Genomic DNA, 22,179 nt, shown 5'->3' on the forward strand with positions numbered 1-22,179 from the left:
TTTGATGGAAGGTTCAAGCGCAGATTTATTAAGTTCATTGTTACCTCTAGTTGCATTGTTTGCAATTTTTTACTTTTTGATTATCAGACCACAACAAAAACAAGCGAAAGCTCACAAAGAAATGGTTGCTAATTTAAAAAAAGGTGACAAAATTGTAACAAATGGTGGCTTAATTGTTGAGGTTACAAAAGTAGAAGATACTTATTTTGTAGTAAAAAACAGTGACAACACTGAAATGAAGCTTATTAAAGAGTTTGTAGCAAAACTTTTAGAAGACTAATTCTTCATATTTTAAGATATGTAGTTTTACATATCTTATAACTTCAAATTCAAAACCTAACAAGGAAAAAAGTTGAAAATATTCAATTATAGACTCATAATATTTACACTCAGTATTATTTTTGGTGTTGTTTTTTCAATCCCTTCAATATTGCAAACAGATACAGGTAAAAAAATCTCATTGGGATTAGATTTACAAGGTGGATTACATATGCTTTTAGGTGTAAATACACATGAAGCAGTAACTTCAAAAATTAAAACAATAGCAACATCAGTAAAATATTTTTCAGATGATGAAGAGTTATTAATAGATGGATTATCAATAGAGAATGAAAGTGTTATTTTTACAGTATTAGATGCAGATGAAATACCAAAAATGGATGAGATGTTAAAACAAATCAAAGGTTTAGATATTTCAAAAGATGAATTAAAATATACTTTAAAATTAACAGCAGAAGATATAGAAAAAACGAAAGATTTAGCTGTAGCACAAGCTGTTGAAACAATAAGAAATAGGCTTGACCAATTTGGATTATCTGAACCAACAGTTGTAAGACAAGGTTTAACAGATATTGTTGTAGAACTTCCAGGTATAAAAACACAAGAAGATGAAAAAGCAGCACGTGAACTTATCTCAAAACCTGCAAACTTAGAATTAATGGCAGTTGATGAGGAAAGAAACGATCAAGTAAATTCTATGACAACAGCGCAAGCAGCAGCTTATGGAAATATAATCCTAGAAGATACAAAAAATCCAAATATAAAATATTTAGTAAAAGAGATACCAATTTTAAATGGTTCACAAGTAATTGATGCACAAGTTGCATTTGATATGTCAAATCAGCCAATAATCAATTTTACTCTAAATTCAACAGGTGCTAGAATATTTGGTGAATTTACAGGTAAAAATATAGGAAAAAGATTAGCTGTTGTTTTAGATGGGAAAGTTTATTCAGCACCAAATATAAGAGAGAGAATTGGTGGTGGAAGTGGACAAATTTCAGGTGGTTTTACAGTAAATGAAGCTGGGAATGTAGCAATTGCATTAAGAAGTGGAGCATTACCTGCAACTGTGGTATTACTTGAAAAAAGAAGTGTAGGACCATCTTTGGGAGCTGATTCTATAAAAGCTTCTATGATAGCACTTATTTCAGGATTTTTAGTAGTATTTATATTTATGGTTATATATTATAGAAGAGCTGGAATTATTGCAAATATTGCACTGATTACAAATATCTTTATAATAATAGCTGTAATGGCAATGTTTGGAGCAACATTAACGCTTCCTGGAATGGCTGGAATTGTTCTTACAGTTGGTATGGCCGTTGATGCAAATGTTATTATTACTGAAAGAATAAGAGAACTATTAAGAGAAGGCGTTTCTATGGCAAAAGCGATAGAAGATGGATATTCAAATGCAATGAGAGCAATTTTAGATGCAAATATTACAACTCTTCTTGTAGCAATTATTTTATATGCTTATGGAACAGGTCCTATAAAAGGATTTGCAATAACTATTTCTATTGGTATTTTAGCTTCAATGTTAACAGCAATTTTAGGAACACATGGTATTTATGAAGCATTATTATCAAAAATGTCAAAAGATAAAGATAGTAAAAAATGGTTTGGAGTTAAATAATGGAATTTTTTAAAACAGATAAAATATTTGATTTTATGGGTAAACGACTTCCTTTTTTAGGATTGTCTTCAATTTTAGTTATTGCTTCTATTATCATACTTTTTACAAAAGGGTTAAATTTTGGTATTGATTTTGCAGGAGGAACAATAGTTCAAGTAAAATATGAGCAAGTTGCACCAATAAGCCAAATAAGAGAAACTTTAAAATCAACAAAATATGCAAACTCTTCAATCACAAAATTTGGAAGTGATGAAGAAGTGGTTATTAGAATCACAGGAAGCAGTTCTGATTTGACAAATGATATAAGTGATGAAATGCATAAAATATTAGATTCAACTGGAAAATTTGAAATCAGAAGAGTTGATATGGTAGGTCCAAAAGTTGGAGGAGAGTTAAGAGAAAAAGGTCTTATGGCGTTAGGATTATCTTTAATTGTAATGTTAGCTTATGTTTCATATAGATTTGAATGGAGATTTGCAGTTGCTTCAATTTTAGGATTAGCACATGATGTTACTATAGCTCTTGGAGCAATAGCACTGTTTAATGTGGAAGTAAATCTTGATATTTTAGCGGCAATTTTAACTCTTTTAGGATATTCAATCAATGATACAATAATAGTATTTGATAGAATAAGAGAGAACATACAAACATCAAAAGAGGATGAATTAAAAGAGTTAATAAATCAATCAGTAAGTAAAACTTTATCAAGAACTACTTTGACTTCTTTAACTACTTTATTTGTTGTTTTAACACTTTATTTCTTTGGTGGAGAGATTATAAATGGATTCTCATTTACCTTACTTGTAGGAATTATAGTAGGAACTTATTCTTCTATTTTTATAGCTGCAACACTACTTGTTCAATTAAAGTTTTCAATTGGAGATTTTAGAGCAAAAGAGGCTGAAAAATTAAAAAGTAAAAGAGAAAAAGAGAAACTAAGAGCTATGTACGAGCAAGGTACAGTTTAATAAATTTTTTTAGTAAACTACATTTTTATAAAGGTAAGAGTTTTGACTCTTACCTTTTTTTATTTATTAATTTTTTATAAAATGAATTTTATGAAGCTTTTGAGTTTATTTGAAAAAATGGCAGAAAGCAATTTTTTATCATTTTTTAGCTAACATAATTACCTTAATTAAAAGCAAAAATTTAAAGGATAAAAATGGATTGGGGTAAAGTAACCTATATTTTCTTTTCACTAATGTCTTTAACTACAACAGCAGGTTTTTTATATGAACCAAATGCAATCGCGTTATTTATAGCAGCTGGAGTTAATGTAATTTCAACAATACTTAAACTAGGTGTTAAAAATTTACTTGCAGCTGAATTATTAGCAAGTTCATTAGTGGCTGATTTACACCTGATACCAGCTTTTATGGTGCTTGTTTTTAGTGATAATCTTGCTCTTGCTATCTCTTTAGCAATAGGTGCAGTTGTCGCAAATGTTTTCTCTATAGCATTAGCATTAATTGAAAGCGCAAAAAGTCAAGATAAGGAAGAATTTTAATGGAATATATTTCAAAAGATATTGAAAAAAAATGGCAAAATTTTTGGAGCGAAAACCAATCTTTTGAACCAAGTGATGATTTAACTAAAGAGAAAAAATATATTTTAAGTATGTTCCCATATCCAAGTGGTAGAATCCATATGGGGCATGTTAGAAATTATTGTTTAGGTGATGCTTTTGCTAGACATTTTAGAAAATCAAATTTTAATGTTTTACATCCAATTGGATGGGATAGTTTTGGAATGCCAGCTGAAAATGCAGCGATAAAACATAAACTTCATCCAAAAAAATGGACTTATGAAAATATTGATTATATGAGAGATGAGTTAAAAGCTTTAGGTTTATCTTTTAGTGAAACAAGAGAGTTTGCAACAAGTGATGAACTTTATACAAAATGGGAACAAGAGTTTATCATTAAAATGTATGAAGCTGGAATCATTTATAGAAAATCAGCAACAGTAAATTGGTGTCCACATGATTTAACAGTTTTAGCAAATGAGCAGTTAGAAGATGGTTGTTGTTGGAGATGTGGAACACAAGTTGTTCAAAAAGAGATGCCAGGATATTATGTAGGAATTACAAAATATGCTCAAGAGTTACTTGATGATTTAGAATTACTAAAAAATGATTGGCCAAGCCAAGTTTTAACAATGCAAGAAAATTGGATTGGAAGAAGTGAAGGCTTAGAGTTTAAGTTTGAATTATCTATAGAATCAAAAGCAAAATTAGAAAGAACATTTAGTAAATATTTTGTATTTACAACTCGTCCGGATACAATTTATGGAGTTTCATATTCAGCTCTTGCACCTGAGCATCCAATCGTAAAATATATAGTTGAAAATAATCTTTTACCAGAAAAAAAGATAAAAGCAATCAAAGATATGCAAAAAGTTCCTGAAAGAGATAGAGCTATTCAAGAAAAAGAAGGTGTTTGTCTTGAAATAGAGGTTATGCATCCATTAACAGGTGAAAAAATTCCTGTTTGGGTTGCTAACTTTGTTTTAGCTTCTTATGGTGGAGGAGCTGTTATGGCTGTTCCTGCACATGATCAAAGGGATTTTGAGTTTGCTAAGAAATATGATTTGCCAATTAAACAAGTAATTGTAGGAACTGAAGGAGTTATAGCTAATCCGACAGAAGCATTTACAGGTGAAGGAACTTTAATCAATAGTGAAAGTTTTACAGGATTACCAAATATAAAAGCTAAAAAAGCAATTATTTATCACTTCGAACAAAACTCTTTAGGAATTAAACAAGTTAATTTTAAGCTTAGAGATTGGGGTGTTTCAAGACAAAGATATTGGGGTGCTCCTGTTCCATTTATTCATTGTGATGATTGTGGATTAGTTCCTGAAAAAATTGAAAATTTACCAGTTGCATTGCCTGATGATGTAGAAATTACTGGAGAAGGAAATCCTTTAGATTCTCATCCTACTTGGAAACATTGTTCATGTCCAAAATGTGGTAAACCAGCAATTAGAGAAACAGATACATTAGATACATTTGTTCAATCTTCTTGGTATTTTTTAAGATATGCAACAAATCCAAAGGTTTGGAATGAATCAGGAATTTCAAAATCTGATAGTGATTATTGGATGGATGTTGACCAATATATTGGTGGAATAGAACATGCAATTTTACACCTTTTATATGCAAGATTTTTTACAAAAGTTTTAAGGGATTTAGGTTATACAAATTCTACAGAACCATTTAAAAGATTATTAACACAAGGAATGGTTTTAAAAGATGGTGCAAAAATGTCTAAATCAAAAGGAAATGTTGTAGATCCTGATTTAATTGTAGAAAAATATGGAGCTGATACTGCAAGATTATTTATGATGTTTGCAGCTCCGCCAACAAAAGAACTTGAATGGAATGATAGTGCGGTTGATGGTGCTTATAGATTTATTAAAAAATTCTTTGAAAGAGCAGAAAATGTAACAACTTCATCTGTAAAAGAACTTGAAAATATTAATCATTCATCTTTAAATAAAGAAGAGAAAGAAGCAAGAAAAAAAGTTTATGAAGCATTATTAAAATCAAATGAAGTATTTACAAAAACTTATACTTTTAATACATTAATTGCTTCTTCAATGGAAGCTTTAAATGCTTTACAAGCACAAAAAAATGAACTAGTTTGGGCGGAAGGTTATTATATTTTAACAAATATTTTAGAGCCAATTATTCCTCATGCTTGTTGGGAATTATCAAAAAAATTATTTGAATTAAAAAATTTTGATGGAAAAATAGAGATTAAAGAAGAAGTTTTTGCTTTAGAATCTATAGTTTTAGCAGTTACTATAAATGGTAAAAAAAGATGTGAAATTGAAGTAGCACCTGATGCTTCAAAAGAGGAAATTTTAGCTACTGCAAAAACTGCATCAGCTAAATGGTTAGGAAATAGTGAATTAGTAAAAGAGATAGTTGTTCCTAATAAATTAGTTAATTTTGTAATTAAAGGATAAAAAATTATGTATATTTATAAAAATTTACCTTTTCTTGTTTTTACATTCATTTTTGCTTTTTTATTTAGTGCTTGTGGATATAAACCATCTAGTTATTATGCAAAGCAAGAGATGCAAGGTAATGTTTTTGTAAAACTACAAGTTAGTTTGGAAGATCCAAAAAACTCTGTTTTGGTAAAAGATGCTGTAAATAAAATCTTAATTCAAAAATTAGATTCAAGAATAGTAAATGACATAAATAATGCAGATGTTATTATGAATTTAGCTATTAGTAGTGTAAGTATTACAGCTTTACAGTATGATAAAGAAGGATATAATCAACTTTATAAAGCTGTAGTTGTTATTAGTGTTAATTATTTTAGAAAAGATAATGGAATAAAAAAATCTTTTACAGTTGATGGAGAGTATGACTTCTCAATTGGAGGTGAAACAGTTATTACAGAAACTCAGAGATTTAATGCAATTACTAATGCTTCAAATAAAGCTGTAGATGAAATTTTATCAAAAATCGCTGTTTCGTCATTTAAATAAATATGCAATTAGATTTAAAAAAAGCAACTTTAAAAGAGTTTTTAGAACATAAAACTCTTTATTATGACAAGATAGATTTTAGTTATATAAAATCTTCTTGGACTATTTTATCTTCTAAAATGAAACTTCCTTTTGTTATTCATATTGTTGGGACAAATGGAAAGGGAAGTACAGGAAGATTTTTAGCTCACTATTTAAATAAAAAAAAGTTTAATGTTTTACACTATAGCTCTCCACATATTATGAAATTTAATGAAAGAATCTGGATAAATGGATTTGATGTTAGTGATGAAAAATTAGAAATTGCTCATCAATTTTTGCAAAAGTTATATGAAGTAGAACTTTTAGAAAAATTAACATATTTTGAATATACCACTTTGTTAGCATTTTATTTATCAAAAGATTTTGATTATTTAGTTTTAGAAGCAGGACTTGGTGGTGAGTTTGATGCAACAAATGTTGTACCAAATGATATTTCATTAGTTACAACAATTGGACTTGACCATCAAAATTTTTTAGGAAATAGTGTTGAAAAAATAGCAACTACAAAAATGCGTTCAGTTGATAATAAAATGCTAGTTGGTTATCAACTTTTTGATAGTGTTATTAAAACAGCTTATGAAGTAAAAGAACAGATTTTAAAAGAAAGAGATAAAAATATAGAAATTATTGAATTAAAAGAGTTTGATAAATATGAAATAAATCCAAAATTTGCCACTTATCTAAAACGAAATTTACATTTAGTAATTGCTTGTTTAAATGAACTAAAAATTCCAGTTGATTTAAAGCTTTTTGATGATACTCCACTTTTTGGAAGATGTCAAAGAATATTGCCAAATGTAACTATTGATGTAGGACATAATCCACTAGCTGCACAAGTTTTAGTAAAAGAGTTTGAAAATAAAAAAATAAATCTTATTTACAACTCTTATGGAGATAAAGATTATAAAAGTGTATTAGAAATTTTAAAACCAATAATAAAAAGTATAACTATTATTGAATTAAATGATAAAAGAATAGTAAAAAAAGAAGAGTTACAACAAGTAATATATGAACTAAATTTAACAAAACAAGAAGAAATAAAAATAGAAAAAAATGAAGAATATTTAGTTTTTGGTTCATTTTTAGTTGTAGAAAAATTTTTGTCTTTGATTGGTTATGATGGAAACTCTTGAAAAAAGATTAGATGAACTTTATATTCAAAAAACTAAAATAGAAGAAGAAATAGAACTTTTAAAAGAGCAAATAAAACAAAAAAATCAGTTAGCATCAATCAAAAAAAAATTTACAAAAGATGAAAAAATTGAACTTTTTAAATCTTTATTTATTGCACGATTTGATATATATGCTAAGAAATGGATAAGTCGTGATGGAACAAAACAGGGTTTTTATCCTGTAACTGCTACTTTTCAAGCAGAAGATTATCTTCCTTTGACAAATAAAGAGATTGAAGAACATTTAAGAGGAAATGTTTTTTTAGCGACTTATTGTATAAATCAAAATAATATGTCAAAATTCATTGTTTTTGAAATAGCTGATGAAGATAAATTTAAATTACAGATAGCTTTAAATTCTTTAAATATAAAAGCATATTTTGAACTTAGTTCTTATAATTCTTTATTTGTGTGGATATTTTTACAAGAGGAGATTTCTTCTAAAATAGCTTTTAATTTTGCCTTATATCTTTTGAAAAAAGCAAATATAAGTGCTAAAACTTATCCAAATAAAGAGTTTGCAACAAAAGAAAATCTTGGGAATAGTATAGAATTACCTTTACATTTAAAACATAGAGATAAAAACAGGACAGTTTTTATAGATGTAAATACAAATAAAATTTATGAAGACCAATGGAGCGTTTTAGCAAATGTTTCAAAAGTTTCAAAACAAATCATTTCTAATTTTGCAGATGTTCCAAATTCTTTAAGTATTGAAAAAAGTCAAAAAAAGATAGATTTCCCATTACAAACTATAGAGATGATTTTAGAAGATTATATCTATATTCCGACTCTTAAATTATCTAAGTCATTAATTAGTAAATTAAAATCTTTTGCTACTTTTGAAAATCCTCAAATAAAAGTTTTATTATCTTTGAGAAAACCACTTTTTAATACTCCTAAATATATTAGGTCATTTGAAGAGAATGAAAATTATTTGATGCTTCCAAGAGGATTAAAACAGATAATTGAAGATTTTTTTAATGAGTTTGCTGTTAAATATTCATTTATTGATAAAAGAGTTTATAATCAAATTGAAACAAAAAAAGTAACTTTTAATCTAAGACCAGAGCAAAATGATGCAATAAAAGAGATAAAAAAAAGTGATTATTCTATTTGTGTTGCTCCTCCTGGATTTGGTAAAACTCTACTTGGTGCTAAAATATTTGAAATAAGAGCTTGTAATACTTTGATAGTTGTGAATAAAAATATGCTTTTAAATCAGTGGATTGAAAGATTTGTGGATTATTTTGGATATTCAAAAAAAGATATTGGATATTTAGGAAAAGGACATAATAAATTAAATGGAATGATAGATGTTGCAACTATGCAAAGTTTAAAAAATGATTCTAAAATCATTGAAAATTACTCTTTTGTAATAGTTGATGAGTGTCATCACATTCCTGCTTTAACTTTTGAGCAAATTATTAAAAATTTTAGAGGAAAATATATTTTAGGTTTAAGTGCTACTCCAAATAGAAAAGATGAATTACAACCTATTTTATATCAGCAATTAGGTGAAATTTCTTATGAGTATAAAAAGAAAAGAACACATACAAATAAACTACAAATAATTAGAACAGAATTTGTAAGCAATGCTGATAACTATGCTACAATCATAAATGAATTATGTATAGATGAAAACAGAAATAATTTAATAATAGATGCTATAAAAGCAAATATTCAAAGAAAAATTTTAGTTTTAACTGATAGAATAGAACATATAAATATTTTGGAAAATTTATTGCAAAAACAAAATATTGATTATATTTGTGTTCATGGAAGTCAAAATAAAAAAGAACAAGTGGAGAATATGGCACTAGTTAAAACAAAATCTTTAATTCTTGCAACAACTTCATATTTTGGAGAGGGAATTGATTTCCCACATCTAAATACTATTATGTTTGTAACTCCTATTTCATATTATGGAAGATTAATTCAATATTTAGGAAGAATAGGACGTGGAAATCAAGAGTGTTTAGCAATTGATTTTTTAGATTCAAAAAATGCTATGTTAAATTCAGCTTATAAAAAAAGGCTTGAAGGTTACAAGCAAATGCACTATAAATAGAAAGGGGTTTTATGTTAGGAATAATAGTAGCAGCAACATCTATTGCTTTAATCATAAATTTGATATTAAAAAAAGTACATTTACCAACAATTATTGGTTATATTTTAACAGGTACAATAATAGCTTATGTATTTGATTTACATGAAGCTGTAAATAATCATGAATTAAGAGAAATAGCTGAGTTTGGTGTAGTTTTTTTAATGTTTACTATTGGATTAGAATTCTCTTTAAATCACTTAAAAAAGATGAGAAGAGAAGTTTTTTTAACAGGTAGTTTACAAATTTTAGTTACAGCTTTATTTGTATTTTTAATAGCAAGATATATAATTGGACTTGAAACTCAAACTTCTTTGATAGTTGGAATGGCACTGTCTTTATCTTCAACGGCAATAGTTTTAAAAACATTTAATGAAACTAAAGAGATTACAAAACCACATGGAAGAAGAGTTCTTGGAATTTTGATTATGCAAGATATCGCAGTTATTCCTATTCTTTTAATGATTTCATTTTTTTCCATGAAAGGTGATGCTTCATTAACTTTTACTATTGGAAAAACTGTATTAGCAGCTATTATTCTTCTTTCTTTACTCTATTTTGCAGGTAAATATTTATTAGAACCATTTTTAAGATATGTTTCATTGACAAGATCAGATGAATTATTTGTTGCATCTGTTTTACTTTTGGCTGTTGGGTCTGCTTATTTAGCTTATTATTTTGGATTTTCATACTCTTTAGGAGCATTTATAGCAGGTATGATGATTGCAGAAACAAAGTTTAAACATCAAGTTGAAGCGGATTTAATTCCTTTTAGAAATATTTTATTAGGGATATTTTTTATAACTGTTGGTATGCAAATTAATTTTAAAGTAATTTATGATTATGCATGGATAATAGCTATGTTATTACCAGCTGTAATGGCTTTAAAATTTGGTGTTATTTATGCTCTTGTTAGATATGAAGATAATAAAAGAGTTGCATTTAAAACTGCTTTATCTTTGATTCAAATAGGAGAATTTTCTCTAGCTATTTTAGAACTTGCAAGAAGTCAAAGTTTAATAGATACAACATATTCTCAAATTTTGATTGTAACAATAGTAATTTCAATGATTTTAACACCAATAATTTTAAAAAATCTTTCAAAAGCAGCAGCAAAATTAATTCCTGAAGATGTTATGATGATTACAAATACTCATAATGTTTCAGAAGATACAGAAAATCACGTTATTGTTTTAGGATATGGAAGATTTGGGCAAACTATTGTTGAAGAGTTAAAAGCATTTGGACAAAAGTATGTTATTTTAGAACATAATGTTAAATTTTATCAAATAGGAAAAGATAGAGGAGAACCTATTATTTTTGGAAATGCAGCTCAAAGGCATATTTTAAATTCATTAAATATCACAAAATCTTCAGCTGTTATAGTTGCTGTTAACAATCCTGAAGTTTTATATTTGATTTGTGAAGCAGTTGGTGAACTTACACACAATAGTAAGACAATAGTAACAGTTACAAGTGAAGCTGAAAAAGAACACTTAAAAGGTTTAGATTTAGAACATGTTATTGTTGCTACAAATCAAATAGCAAAAGCTGTTGTTGATGAAGTAATGTATTGTAGATTAAGTAATAGCCAATACTAATATCAGTTTACAATATAATTAATATTAATAAATAGTATATAAGAAATTATTATAATATTTTATATATCTTTAAACTCTTTTTTACTAAACTCTTATTATCAAAAGTGGCTAAAGTTAAGCTTTAGCTACTATTTTAATATAAGGGGTACAAATGAAACTTTCAAAAATTCTTTTTTCAGTTAGTTTAATAGCTAGTTCTGTTTTTGCATCAGAGTTTATTGATTATAGTAAATTATCAAAGTCATTAAAAGAAGAAGCAAAAAAAACTGGTAATTATGCAACAACAGAAGAGGTAAAAAAAGCTCTAACTCAAAAAGATTGGGCAGTTGTTGATGTAAGAACAGCAGAAGAATGGGCAGCTGGATTTATAAAAGGTACTCAAAGAGTAGGAAGAGAAGCACCTGAAAAAGCACTTGAAAATGTTGTTTTAGATGATGAAGATAAATTTGTAAAAGATAATTTAATAGTTGTTTGTAATACAGCTTCAAGAGCAGCTATTGAAGCTGAAACTTTTAGAAAAATGGGATTCAAAACAGTGAAAATTTATGATATGCACAAATGGATTGATGAGTGTAATCCTGTAAGTACAAAATATAGTGATGCAGAAGATAAAACAGGAACTAAAAATAAATTTGGTGCTTATTACGCTGAACATTGTAAAAAATAGTTTTATTAAAAAAGAGTAGTTTTTTCTACTCTTTTTCTATATATCTTTTTCTAGCACTATCTTTTATCTTATCAACTTCAACTAAAATGAAGCTGTCTATACAATCACCAAAATTTTTATCAATATTAAAATCTAAAAATTTTATACCATCATCCGTAGCAATTTCACCATATTGTTTATATAAAGTAGGAATAGATAACCCTATATTTGATAGGGTAGATTTGAGAAATTTAAAATCTTTTGTTTTATCATTTAAATCAAATAGTTCTTTTATTTCATTTACATTGTTTGAATAGTGATATGAATCTTTAGCCTCAACTAAAGTTAAAGGACTACTAAAATAGTGTGAATAATAAAAAACAATTAAATCTTTTGCTACATTAGGAAAAGAAGCACTTAAAGAAACAGGTCCAAACATATATTTAATATTTGGGTTGTTTTTTAAATAAGCACCAATTCCAAACCATAAATAATCTAATGCTCTAGTTCCCCAATATTTTGGTTGAACAAAACTTCTTCCTAGTTCTATAGAGTTTTGTAAATATGGCATAAAATCTTCGTTATATTTAAATAAATTATTTGAATAAAAGCCTTTAACTCCAATATTTTTAAATATAAAATCAGAATTTCCTATTCTATATGAACCTACAATTTCAAGTTCATTTTCATCCCATAGAATTATATGTTGATAATAAATATCGTATTTATCTGTATCTCTTTTTTTATTTACGCCTTCTCCAACTTTTCTAAAAGATATTTCTCTTAATCTTCCAAGTTCTTTTAAAACTATAGAGTCCTCAACATAATCATATAAATAGATTTTTTTTCCATCTAAGGTTTGACCTATTAGTTTGGATTTTTTTAATTCATTTAATAAATCAATTCTACTAACAGGATGAGCAATAGCACTTTGGGTTTCAAAAAAAGATTTTTTACCTTTTTTTAAAGCATAAAGATGCTTTTTATATAAATTTAATAAAAATTTTTTATCTATACCTTTTGGAACAATATTTTCATTTGGAATTATTTTCCCTATTTTTATGTTGATTCTTTTTGATTTTTTATTAAACATTTCATGTGATAAAAGTAAAGTTGAGAAAGTTTTATTAATAATAGAGATTGTATAAAAAGTTTTAGAGTTTTTTGCATCTAAAAATATCGGTAATATTGGTGCATTAGAGTTTTGTGCAAAATTTAAAAAACCTCTATTCCAAGAAGGGTCTTTTATTCCTTTTGTTGTTGCACGACTAACTTCTCCTGCTGGAAAAATAATAACAGCCTCTTCTTTGTTTAAAGAGTCATAAATTTTTTTTATATCGGTTTTAGATTGTTTTACTTTGTAATTATCAATCATAATTGTTAAAGAATTCAAAGCTTCAAAACCTGCTAAAAAATCATTTGCAACTATTTTTACATCTTTTCGAACAGTTGAAATAAGTCTTAATAAACATAAAGCATCTAATCCTCCTAAAGGATGATTTGCAATTATTACAACTTTTCCTGATGTTGGAATATTTTGTAAATCATTGCTTGAAATAGTATAATCAAAATCAAAATAATCCAATACAGCATCAACAAATTCAAAACCTTTTAAGTGAGAATTTTGTGATAAAAATTGGTTTATTGAATCTTCATGAACAATTTTTTTTGCTATTTTAAACAAAGATTTTTTTAAAAAATTCTCTTTTTCTTTTATTTTTGGAAATTTTTTTTCTATCTCTTTTTGAACATCAATCATTTATACTCCTATTTTAAAAATTCTAAATCAATTTGATTACAAAAGGGTGACAAATTAGTTTATAAAGGCTTTTAAAAAGTTATGATAAAATCCAATTTATTCATAAAAGGAGAGAATTATGAACAAAACAGATATAACAAATTTGGTAACTGTATTGATAATGGCATATGGTTATTCAAATGGAAATGATGTGATTTTTATGGTAGGATTATTTGCATTAAGTGGTGCTGTTACAAATACTTTGGCTATTCATATGTTATTTGAAAAAGTTCCATTTTTATATGGAAGTGGAGTAATAGAAAGTAAATTTTCAGTTTTTAAGAGTTCAATTCATTCTATGATTATGAACCAATTTTTTACACCACAAAATTTAACAAAATTTTTCCAAGAAGAGGTAAATAGTGCAAAAAATACTATAGATTTTGAGAAAATTTTGAATAAAACAGATTTTACACCTGCATATAATTCTTTGAAAGAATCAGTAATAGAGTCTCCTTTTGGTGGAATGCTAGGAATGTTTGGAGGAGAAGCTGCACTTGAGCCATTAAAAGAGCCTTTTGTAAAAAAACTTCAAGCTTCTATTATTTCAATTACAGGTTCTCAAGCTTTTCAAGAAGTTGTAAATGAAAGTCTTAAGTCGGAGGATTTAAGTGCAGATATACACCAAAAATTAAGCTTGATAGTTAGTGCAAGACTTGAAGAGTTAACTCCTAAAATGGTGAAAGAGTTAGTACAAGAGTTGATTAAAGAGCATTTAACTTGGCTTGTTATTTGGGGAGCTGTATTTGGTGGACTGATAGGTTTAGTTAGTTCATTGCTTGCATAAAATAAATTTTATTATTCAAAAGTTAGAATAGACTAACTTTTGAATATTTATGAGTAGTAAGAAAAAGGTTCTTTCTTTTCATCTTCTTTAAACTCTAAAGCAGATTTTAAAGCTTCTATCTCTTTTTGTAAATCTTTTTTTTCATCTTCTAATTTATTGATTTTAGATTTTAGATTTTCTATCTCAGTGTGTAAGATTTCATTTCTTTTTCTTAAAATCAAAGCTTCATTTCTTGATTTTTCTGATTCTTCCATAGCAATTTTACTTAATAATTCGTAATTCATTTTGAATCCTTAAAAAGAAATTTCTTATTTATATTGTTATTTTACTCTAAATCGGATAATTTTACTATTTTATTACACAATGAATAACAAAACTTTAATATGTTAGAATAAATTAAAAATTTTTAGGGATGTTTATGGCTGGAATAGAGGTATTAGTTTTACTTGATGTTGGTGGTTTAGAAGATAAAGAGAAATTTGATAAACATGTTAAAAAAGAGGGATTCAAAGCAGTTGATGGAGAAGATTTTGTATATACAGCAAATTCTACAACTACAACTTTTTCTACAAAAGCGTATATTTTAGAAGTATTTAAAAAAGGTCTTTTAAAAAATAACTTTAATGATGCAAATTTAATATTCTTATTAAATGAAACGCCTTACCCTACATATTATTATGATAAAGAAACAAATGATTTTGAGTTATTACAAGTAGAAAAATAGTGAAAAATATTTATGAATTTTTAAAAAATTTAAAAGAAGAAAAACGATTAAAAAAGTGTCAGCTTTTAATCGTAAATGATGATAGACAAGCTCAAATAGCTTCTGATATAGTTTCATATTTAGGTTTTAAGCCGTTTGTTTTAGCTGATTTTAGAGCAAATTTTGGTGATGACTTACTCTCTTTTAGCGATGAATTACATGAAATTACAAAGGCTTTAGGAGATTTTTACTCATATAAAAAACAAGATAAAATCTTAATCTCTCCAATAAGAACTATCTCTTATCCTCTTCCAAAAGAAAAATGTTTTGAAAGTTTTACTATAAATTTTGCAGATACTTTACATTTAGAAGAATTGAAATCAAAACTTTATAATTGGGGATATTATTTTGTAGATATTGTTACAAGTGAAGGTGAAGTATCAATTAGGGGAGATATTATTGATATTTGCCCACTTGGTAGTGAAGCTGGATATAGAGTAAGTCTATTTGATGATGAAGTTGAAAGTATTAGAAAATTTGATATTGAAGATCAAAAATCATCAAAAGAAGAGATAGAAAGTTTTTCTATAAATCCAGCATTCTTAGCACTTGATGAAGCATCTTTTGAAGAGATAAATGAACAAGTTCAAACAGTTTCAAGTGATGCGTTTATAAAAGATATTCACTCTTTAGGATTTTGGTATTTAAATGATTTAGGGGAATATTTACCTCAAAATTTAAGCTCATTTATTACTCAAGAAGCATTGGAAGAGTTGGATGAAGTTTATGTTTTTGAAGAAAAAAGAATAAACAAAGATAAGTTTTTATTAACACCTCAGATTTACAATAGTAAAAATTATCAAGAGATAAATCCAGCAAATGTAAAAGAGTTTATCTCTTTTCATAAAGATAAAAAAATCACAATTATCTCTGGAACTGAAGCAAAAGTAAAAGGTTATGATTTAGATTTAAGTGATAAAAATATCAAATATATTTTTGATAATCAAATCATAAACCTTGTAAGTGACAGTGAAGTAATAATCTCTTTAAATAAAGAGGTAAAAAAACGAAGAAAGAAAAAAGTAAAACTTGTTCTTGATGAACTTCAATACAATGATTTTGTAGTACATGAAAAACATGGAATTGGTCAATACAAAGGAATTGAACCTGTTACTGTAATGGGAGCAAAAAGGGACTTCGTAATTGTTCAATATCAAGGAGAAGATAAACTTTTAATTCCTGTTGAAAATATAGATTTAATTGATAGATATGTTGCTGATGGAAACTCTTATGCTGTTGTTGATAAGCTTGGAAAAGGCTCATTTGCTAAACTAAAAGAAAAAGTTAAAGATAGACTTTTTGCTATTGCAAATGATATTATAAAACTAGCAGCTGCAAGGGAACTTGTAAATGGTATCAAAATAAATACTGATAAAAAAATCCTTGAAGATTTTCCAAAAAGTGCGGGATTTGAATATACAAAAGACCAAAAAAGAAGTATTAAAGAGATATTTAATGATTTAAGTTCAGGAAGAGTTATGGATAGACTTCTTTCTGGTGATGTTGGTTTTGGAAAAACTGAAGTTGCTATGAATGCTTTACTTGCTGTTATCATAGATGGTTATCAAGCAATTTTTGTATGTCCTACAACACTTCTTGCAACTCAACACTATCATGGAATAAAAAAGAGATTTGAAGAGTTTGGAATAAATGTTGCTAAACTTGATGGAAAAACAACAGCAAAAGAAAAAACTGCTATCAAAAAAGGTTTAGAAAACGGTGATATAAAACTAGTTATTGGAACTCACTCATTACTTGATATAAAAACTTCTAATTTAGCTTTAGTTATTATTGATGAAGAGCATAAATTTGGAGTAAAACAAAAAGAGAAATTAAAACATTTAAGAGAAGATGTACATATTTTCTCTATGAGTGCAACACCAATCCCAAGAACTCTAAACCTAGCTTTATCAAAACTAAAAGGTATGAGTTCCCTTCTAACACCTCCTAGTGAAAGAATAGGTGTTCGTACTTATGTAAAAGAGTATAGTGAAAAATTAATCAAAGAGATAATTTTAAGAGAAAAAAGAAGAGGTGGACAACTTTTTTATGTTCATAATAATATTGCTTCAATTGAAGCTAAAAAAGCTGATATTGAAGCAATAATTCCAAATATTAAAATAGATATTATTCACTCTCAAATAAAACCTGACCATGCTGAAAAAATTATAGAAGCCTTTGAAAACAAAGAGTTTGATATTTTACTAGCTACTTCAATAGTAGAATCAGGAATTCACTTGCCAAATGCAAACTCTATTATTATTGATGGTGCAGATAGATTTGGAATTGCAGATTTACATCAGCTTAGAGGAAGAGTTGGACGAAGTAATAAAGAGGGATATTGTTATTATGTGGTTGAAGATAAAAAACAAATCACAGATGATGCAGTAAAAAGACTTGTAGCTCTTGAATCAAACTCATATTTAGGAAGTGGAACAGCTTTAGCTCACCAAGATTTAGAAATCAGAGGTGGTGGAAATATCATAGGTGAAGCTCAAAGTGGTCATATAAAACAAATAGGATATGGTTTATATCTAAAAATGTTAGAAGATGCACTTGCAAGTCTAAGTGGTGAAAATAAACCAGAGAAAAAATCTGTTGATATAAAACTTGCAATTTCTGCTTATATTAGTGATGATTATATAAATGAAGATAGAGTAAGACTTGAACTTTATAGAAGATTGAGTAAGGCAATTGATATTCAAGAGGTTTACACCATAGAAGAAGAGATGGAAGATAGATTTGGAAAACCTGATGTAGTAACAAAACAGTTTATAGAGTTAATTATCATAAAGATTTTAGCTTTAAAACTTGGAATTCAAACTATTAGTTCATATGAGATGAATATTACATTTACAAAATCAGATGATATAAAAGAGACTATAAAAAGTCCAAGTAAAGATGATGATGATATTATCGCTACTACATTGAGGTATCTTAGAAAATAAAAAGAGAAAGAAAGCACACTTTCTCTTTTTTATGATAGGAAGAGCTTGTTTGAATTCAAATAGGTTAAAATTTTTAGTTGCTCTTATAATAAATCACTGCAAAATTTATTATGAAAGAATTATATAAAAATAAAGTGTAAGAAAAGTGTCTTTTTTTATAAAAATTCCAATTCGCAAACAACTTGAGCATGGTCGCTATTTAATAAAGAACCATTTTGATTTTTTTGAAGATGTATATCTAATATCTCATAATTTGTAACTTTAGCGATTGAATTTTTATTTTTTTTATCAAAATGTTTTGAAACAAAAATAAAATCTAAAACATTTCCTTTTCCTGCAAAATAGCTTGTAGGAGTTCTTTTTATACCCTTAAATTCAGGATGAGGATTATAGATTTTTTTTTCAAAAAGATGATAAGCATCAATTAATAAAAAATCATCTTTTTTTAGTGTTTCATTATGATATCTTTTATTTGTTAAAGCATCAATTGTTAAAGAAAATTCTCTATCATTTAAATCACATACTAAAATAGTTGGTTTATTATTTCGTTTTATATCACTAAATAAAGAACTTGCTTCACAAAGTCTTTGTTTTAATGACATTGAATAGTTATTTTCTAAAGCAGTTTTCACTTTTTTTAGTTTATCTTCTAATTTTTCATCTTTTGTAAATATATACTCAAATTCATTTTCTCTATTTGATTTAAGATGACAAACATATAAACTTATTTCTAATTGATTTGGGAAAATTATCGTAGCTTTTATTGGTTCTCTTGCAAATTTGAAAAAGCCTTCAACATTATGTTTTTTAAGAGTTGAGAAATCTATTTGTACTTTTTTTAGATTTTTAATTGGAAACTTTGAAGCAAGAGCAACTGTAGTGCTTATATAGACAGATTCATTTTTTTTATCTAATTTTGCATTATCAATAGTTTTAAAATATTTAAATCCTAATTCAAAAAGTAAATCTTTTAATGCATCTTTTGAAAAAACCTCTTGAAAACCAATAATATCACAGTCCATAACTTGAATTTGTTTTTTTATCCAAGCTGTTTTTTCTTCCCACTCTTTATTTGTAAATTTCTCTTTTTTTGTATACCATGAAAATGGTGGTTCAACAAACTGAAAAAGATTAAATGTTCCTACTTTTATTTTCATTTATCTTCATTATAGTAAATTGAATTTCTGCCTTGTTTTTTTGCTATATAAAGGTTATCATCAGCTTCTTTATAAAGTTTATCACTATTTTCTATATCTATTGCATATTTTGAAACTAATCCAATAGAAATAGTTAAGTGTTTTGAGATAGTACTTGATTTGTGTTCAATTTTAAGTTTTTCAATATCACTTCTTATAACTTCAGCAAATTCAATAGCTTTTTCTTTTTCCAAAGTAGTTATTATTGCAAACTCTTCTCCACCCAATCTAAATGCAAAATCACTAGCTCTGTTTGTTCTATTCGCTAATACTTTTGCTACACTCTCTAATACAAAATCACCTTTTTGATGACCATATGTATCATTGTATTGTTTAAAATAATCTATATCAAGAATCAATAAACAAAGAGTTTTATTTTCTCTTTTTGCTCTATTTATCTCTTCTTCTATTTTATTATTAAAAAATCTTCTATTATATAGTTTTGTTAATTCATCGGTAATTGAAAGTTGCTCAATATATTTTTTATCAGTAATATTATTTCTAATTGCTGTAAATCCTTGAATTTCATTATTGATTAAAATTGGCGTGATGATTGCATAAACCCAATAAGTTTTTCCATCTTTTGATTTATTTTTTATTTCACCTTTCCATTCTTTTCCACTTAAAAGTTGATTCCACATATCTTTGTAAAAATCACTTGAAGTTTCAGGATGTTTTACTAAAGAGTGAGTTTTTCCTATTAACTCATCTTTTGAATATCCAGAAACTTTACAGAAAGCTTCACTAACATTCTGAATTTTTCCTTCTTTATTTGTTGTTGAAATAATTACATTTTGATTTACTATTTGTATATAATCTTGTAATTTTTTTTCTACCATATTTTTATTTTCAAGGGTTTTATTTAAATTATCAGCAAGAGAGACAAACTCTTTATATGTTAACTCTTCAGTATTTATTTTTTCATTGTTTTGTGAAGCTTTAGAAAATGCTTGAATCAAACTATTAATATTATAATTGATAAAAGTTGAAATTCTTTTTGATAATAGATAAATAATTACAACTAAAAGTAAAAATATAATTAACATAGATTTTATTTGATTATTTATAGTCTCTTTAAACATTATCTCTTTTCTTTTTAATTCATTGTTCAATTCATCTAAGTAAACACCACAACCAATAATCCAATTATATTCATCATATTTTTTTATAAATGATACTTTATCAAATTCTTGAACAGTATTTGGTTTTTTAAATTTATATTCATAAAAATCACCATTTGGATTTTGTGCAGTTTCTAATTGTTGTTTCATTAATTCAGGAAAAGGATGAGGTTTTACTTCTACAATATTTCCTTCAAAAACTAATGTTTCTCCATTTGTTGAATTAACAAAGATATAACCACTATTTTCAAATCTTAATGACGCAATCCAATTTAACAACTCTTTTTTGTTTTTCTCTCTTAGTTCATCAATATATTCACCAATTCCTATATGCCAATTAAAAGGTTCAAAAAGCTTTACATAAGATAGTTTTGAATATTGTTTAGTATCATTTGAATCAGGTTTTATAAAAGTACTTATTAAAAAACCCTCTTTTTTTTCCAAAGCTATTTTAGATTGATTTTGGATTATGAAATTTCCATTATCATCTTTTAAATTCCAAACATCATGATATTTATCAAATTTTATCTCTTTATTAAATAATATAGCTTGACCTTTGTTACTATTTATAAAAAAGTATGTATTATCATTTTCATAGGTTAAATCTTTTAAAGCTAGGGCAATTAGATATTTAATCTCTTCATCTGTTTTTTTATTTTTATTTGTTTCATAAATATTTTTTGCAATTCCATAGGCTAAATTAACTTTTTCTTTTAATCTTCTTTCAACTTCTTTTTTGAGTAATTCTTCTTTATGCTCAACTAGGTTATAAACCATTAGAACTTCATTTTTAATCTCTTTCTTTTTTTGTTCAGTGAACTCCTTTTTTATATGAATCATGTCATTTTCAAAATTATGATATTGATAAAGTACAGATATTAAAAAGGCCAACAATAAAGAGGAAAAAGCAGTTAAAAAAATAAATCTTCTTATAAATTTTGATAGTTTCACTTGTATATTCTTTTTTATTTAGATTTTATCTAAATAAATATTATTACTGGCTATATTTTGTTAAGTTTTCATTAATATAAAATTTAAATATGGTTAATTTGGAAATGTGATAATTTCACATATCAAAAAAAAGGATAAAAAATGAAAACTCAGAATAAAATTTTTAAAGGATTATTAGTAAGTGCTATTTTAGCAGGAGGTTTATATGCTTCAAATTGTGATATGAATAAAAAAGATAAAGATAGAACAAATTGTGATAAATCAAGTTGTATGATGCAAAAAGGCAAATCTCACAAAGGTTATCATAAAAAAGATGGACATATTTTTGCTATGTTCAAAGAGTTAAATTTGACACAAGAGCAAGAAAAAAAGGTTGAAGAGATTATTGCCCAAACTAGAAAAAATAATAAATCACCAAATGAAGCATTTTCAAAAGATGGTTTTGATAAAGCTAAGTATATTCAGATTATGAATGAAAAAAGAGATAATATGATAAAATCAAAAGCTGAAATAATAGAGAAATCTTATGCGGTTTTAACTCCTAAACAAAAAGAGCAGTTAAAAGTTTTAATAGATTTACAAAATGAAAAAATAGATAAAAAATAATAAGATAAATTCAGAAGGAT

General features: G+C 26.4%; 18 protein-coding genes. 14 read left to right on the forward strand and 4 right to left on the reverse strand.

The annotated features are described in order from the left end of the window. The first annotated feature begins 4 nt into the window (after positions 1–4). From yajC to AAQM_RS02330, 10 genes are all read left to right on the forward strand, one after another. Complete coding sequence (yajC, locus tag AAQM_RS02285; protein ID WP_129094326.1) at positions 5–280, forward strand: preprotein translocase subunit YajC; 276 nt, start codon at positions 5–7, stop codon at positions 278–280. A 72-nt stretch (positions 281–352) separates the two neighbouring features. Further along, entirely contained in the window at positions 353–1,918 is a 1,566-nt protein-coding gene (gene secD, locus AAQM_RS02290; protein ID WP_129094325.1) for a protein translocase subunit SecD, read from the forward strand. Continuing rightward, the gene (secF, locus tag AAQM_RS02295; RefSeq protein WP_129094324.1) at positions 1,918–2,886 is read left to right on the forward strand and encodes a protein translocase subunit SecF; all 969 of its coding nucleotides are present in this window, start codon (positions 1,918–1,920) and stop codon (positions 2,884–2,886) included. Before secD ends, secF begins: the two co-directional genes overlap by 1 nt. 194 nt (positions 2,887–3,080) lie before the next feature. Continuing rightward, positions 3,081–3,425 (forward strand): DUF6394 family protein, encoded by a 345-nt coding sequence (locus AAQM_RS02300; RefSeq protein ID WP_128985355.1) that lies wholly within the window; start codon positions 3,081–3,083, stop codon positions 3,423–3,425. Continuing rightward, complete coding sequence (leuS, locus tag AAQM_RS02305; RefSeq protein WP_129094323.1) at positions 3,425–5,890, forward strand: leucine--tRNA ligase; 2,466 nt, start codon at positions 3,425–3,427, stop codon at positions 5,888–5,890. Before AAQM_RS02300 ends, leuS begins: the two co-directional genes overlap by 1 nt. Before the next feature lie 6 nt (positions 5,891–5,896). Then, entirely contained in the window at positions 5,897–6,421 is a 525-nt protein-coding gene (gene lptE / locus AAQM_RS02310; protein ID WP_129094322.1) for an LPS assembly lipoprotein LptE, read from the forward strand. Between the two features lie 2 nt (positions 6,422–6,423). Beyond that, entirely contained in the window at positions 6,424–7,596 is a 1,173-nt protein-coding gene (locus AAQM_RS02315) for a folylpolyglutamate synthase/dihydrofolate synthase family protein (RefSeq protein ID WP_129094321.1), read from the forward strand. Beyond that, complete coding sequence (locus AAQM_RS02320) at positions 7,580–9,706, forward strand: DEAD/DEAH box helicase (RefSeq protein WP_228722699.1); 2,127 nt, start codon at positions 7,580–7,582, stop codon at positions 9,704–9,706. Before AAQM_RS02315 ends, AAQM_RS02320 begins: the two co-directional genes overlap by 17 nt. An 11-nt stretch (positions 9,707–9,717) precedes the next feature. After that, positions 9,718–11,343: a cation:proton antiporter gene (locus AAQM_RS02325; protein ID WP_129094320.1), complete on the forward strand. Its 1,626-nt coding sequence runs from the start codon at positions 9,718–9,720 to the stop codon at positions 11,341–11,343. Between the two features lie 151 nt (positions 11,344–11,494). Further along, positions 11,495–12,010, forward strand: coding sequence for a rhodanese-like domain-containing protein (locus AAQM_RS02330; RefSeq protein WP_129094319.1), 516 nt, complete (start codon positions 11,495–11,497; stop codon positions 12,008–12,010). A 25-nt stretch (positions 12,011–12,035) separates the two neighbouring features. Here the strand turns inward: AAQM_RS02330 and olsF are convergent, their stop codons facing one another. Beyond that, a complete protein-coding gene (gene olsF / locus AAQM_RS02335; RefSeq protein ID WP_129094318.1) occupies positions 12,036–13,748 on the reverse strand; it encodes a bifunctional ornithine lipid synthase OlsF in 1,713 nt (570 codons plus the stop codon). A gap of 118 nt (positions 13,749–13,866) precedes the next feature. Between olsF and AAQM_RS02340 the strand changes: the two genes are divergently transcribed. Next, positions 13,867–14,574, forward strand: a complete 708-nt coding sequence (locus tag AAQM_RS02340; protein WP_129094317.1) for a DUF445 domain-containing protein — start codon at positions 13,867–13,869, stop codon at positions 14,572–14,574. Positions 14,575–14,621: 47 nt separating this feature from the next. Here AAQM_RS02340 and AAQM_RS02345 read toward each other — a convergent pair whose 3' ends face one another. Further along, the gene (locus tag AAQM_RS02345; protein ID WP_129094316.1) at positions 14,622–14,858 is read right to left on the reverse strand and encodes a hypothetical protein; all 237 of its coding nucleotides are present in this window, start codon (positions 14,856–14,858) and stop codon (positions 14,622–14,624) included. A 134-nt stretch (positions 14,859–14,992) separates the two neighbouring features. On the opposite strand from AAQM_RS02345, the gene AAQM_RS02350 reads away from it, so the two are divergent. Then, positions 14,993–15,298, forward strand: coding sequence for a hypothetical protein (locus tag AAQM_RS02350; RefSeq protein WP_129094315.1), 306 nt, complete (start codon positions 14,993–14,995; stop codon positions 15,296–15,298). Then, positions 15,298–18,285 carry a transcription-repair coupling factor gene (gene mfd, locus AAQM_RS02355; RefSeq protein WP_129094314.1) on the forward strand — a complete coding sequence of 996 codons (2,988 nt, stop codon included), beginning with the start codon at positions 15,298–15,300 and terminating at the stop codon, positions 18,283–18,285. The genes AAQM_RS02350 and mfd overlap by 1 nt, the downstream gene beginning before the upstream one ends. A 155-nt stretch (positions 18,286–18,440) precedes the next feature. Here the strand turns inward: mfd and AAQM_RS02360 are convergent, their stop codons facing one another. After that, positions 18,441–19,442: an endonuclease/exonuclease/phosphatase family protein gene (locus AAQM_RS02360; RefSeq protein WP_129094313.1), complete on the reverse strand. Its 1,002-nt coding sequence runs from the start codon at positions 19,440–19,442 to the stop codon at positions 18,441–18,443. Continuing rightward, positions 19,439–21,553: a cache domain-containing protein gene (locus AAQM_RS02365; RefSeq protein ID WP_129094312.1), complete on the reverse strand. Its 2,115-nt coding sequence runs from the start codon at positions 21,551–21,553 to the stop codon at positions 19,439–19,441. The genes AAQM_RS02360 and AAQM_RS02365 overlap by 4 nt, the downstream gene beginning before the upstream one ends. Before the next feature lie 141 nt (positions 21,554–21,694). Between AAQM_RS02365 and AAQM_RS02370 the strand changes: the two genes are divergently transcribed. Further along, a complete protein-coding gene (locus AAQM_RS02370; RefSeq protein WP_129094311.1) occupies positions 21,695–22,159 on the forward strand; it encodes a Spy/CpxP family protein refolding chaperone in 465 nt (154 codons plus the stop codon). The last annotated feature ends 20 nt before the right edge of the window (positions 22,160–22,179 follow it).

The organism is Arcobacter aquimarinus (genome assembly GCF_013177635.1).
Lineage (GTDB): Bacteria > Campylobacterota > Campylobacteria > Campylobacterales > Arcobacteraceae > Aliarcobacter > Aliarcobacter aquimarinus.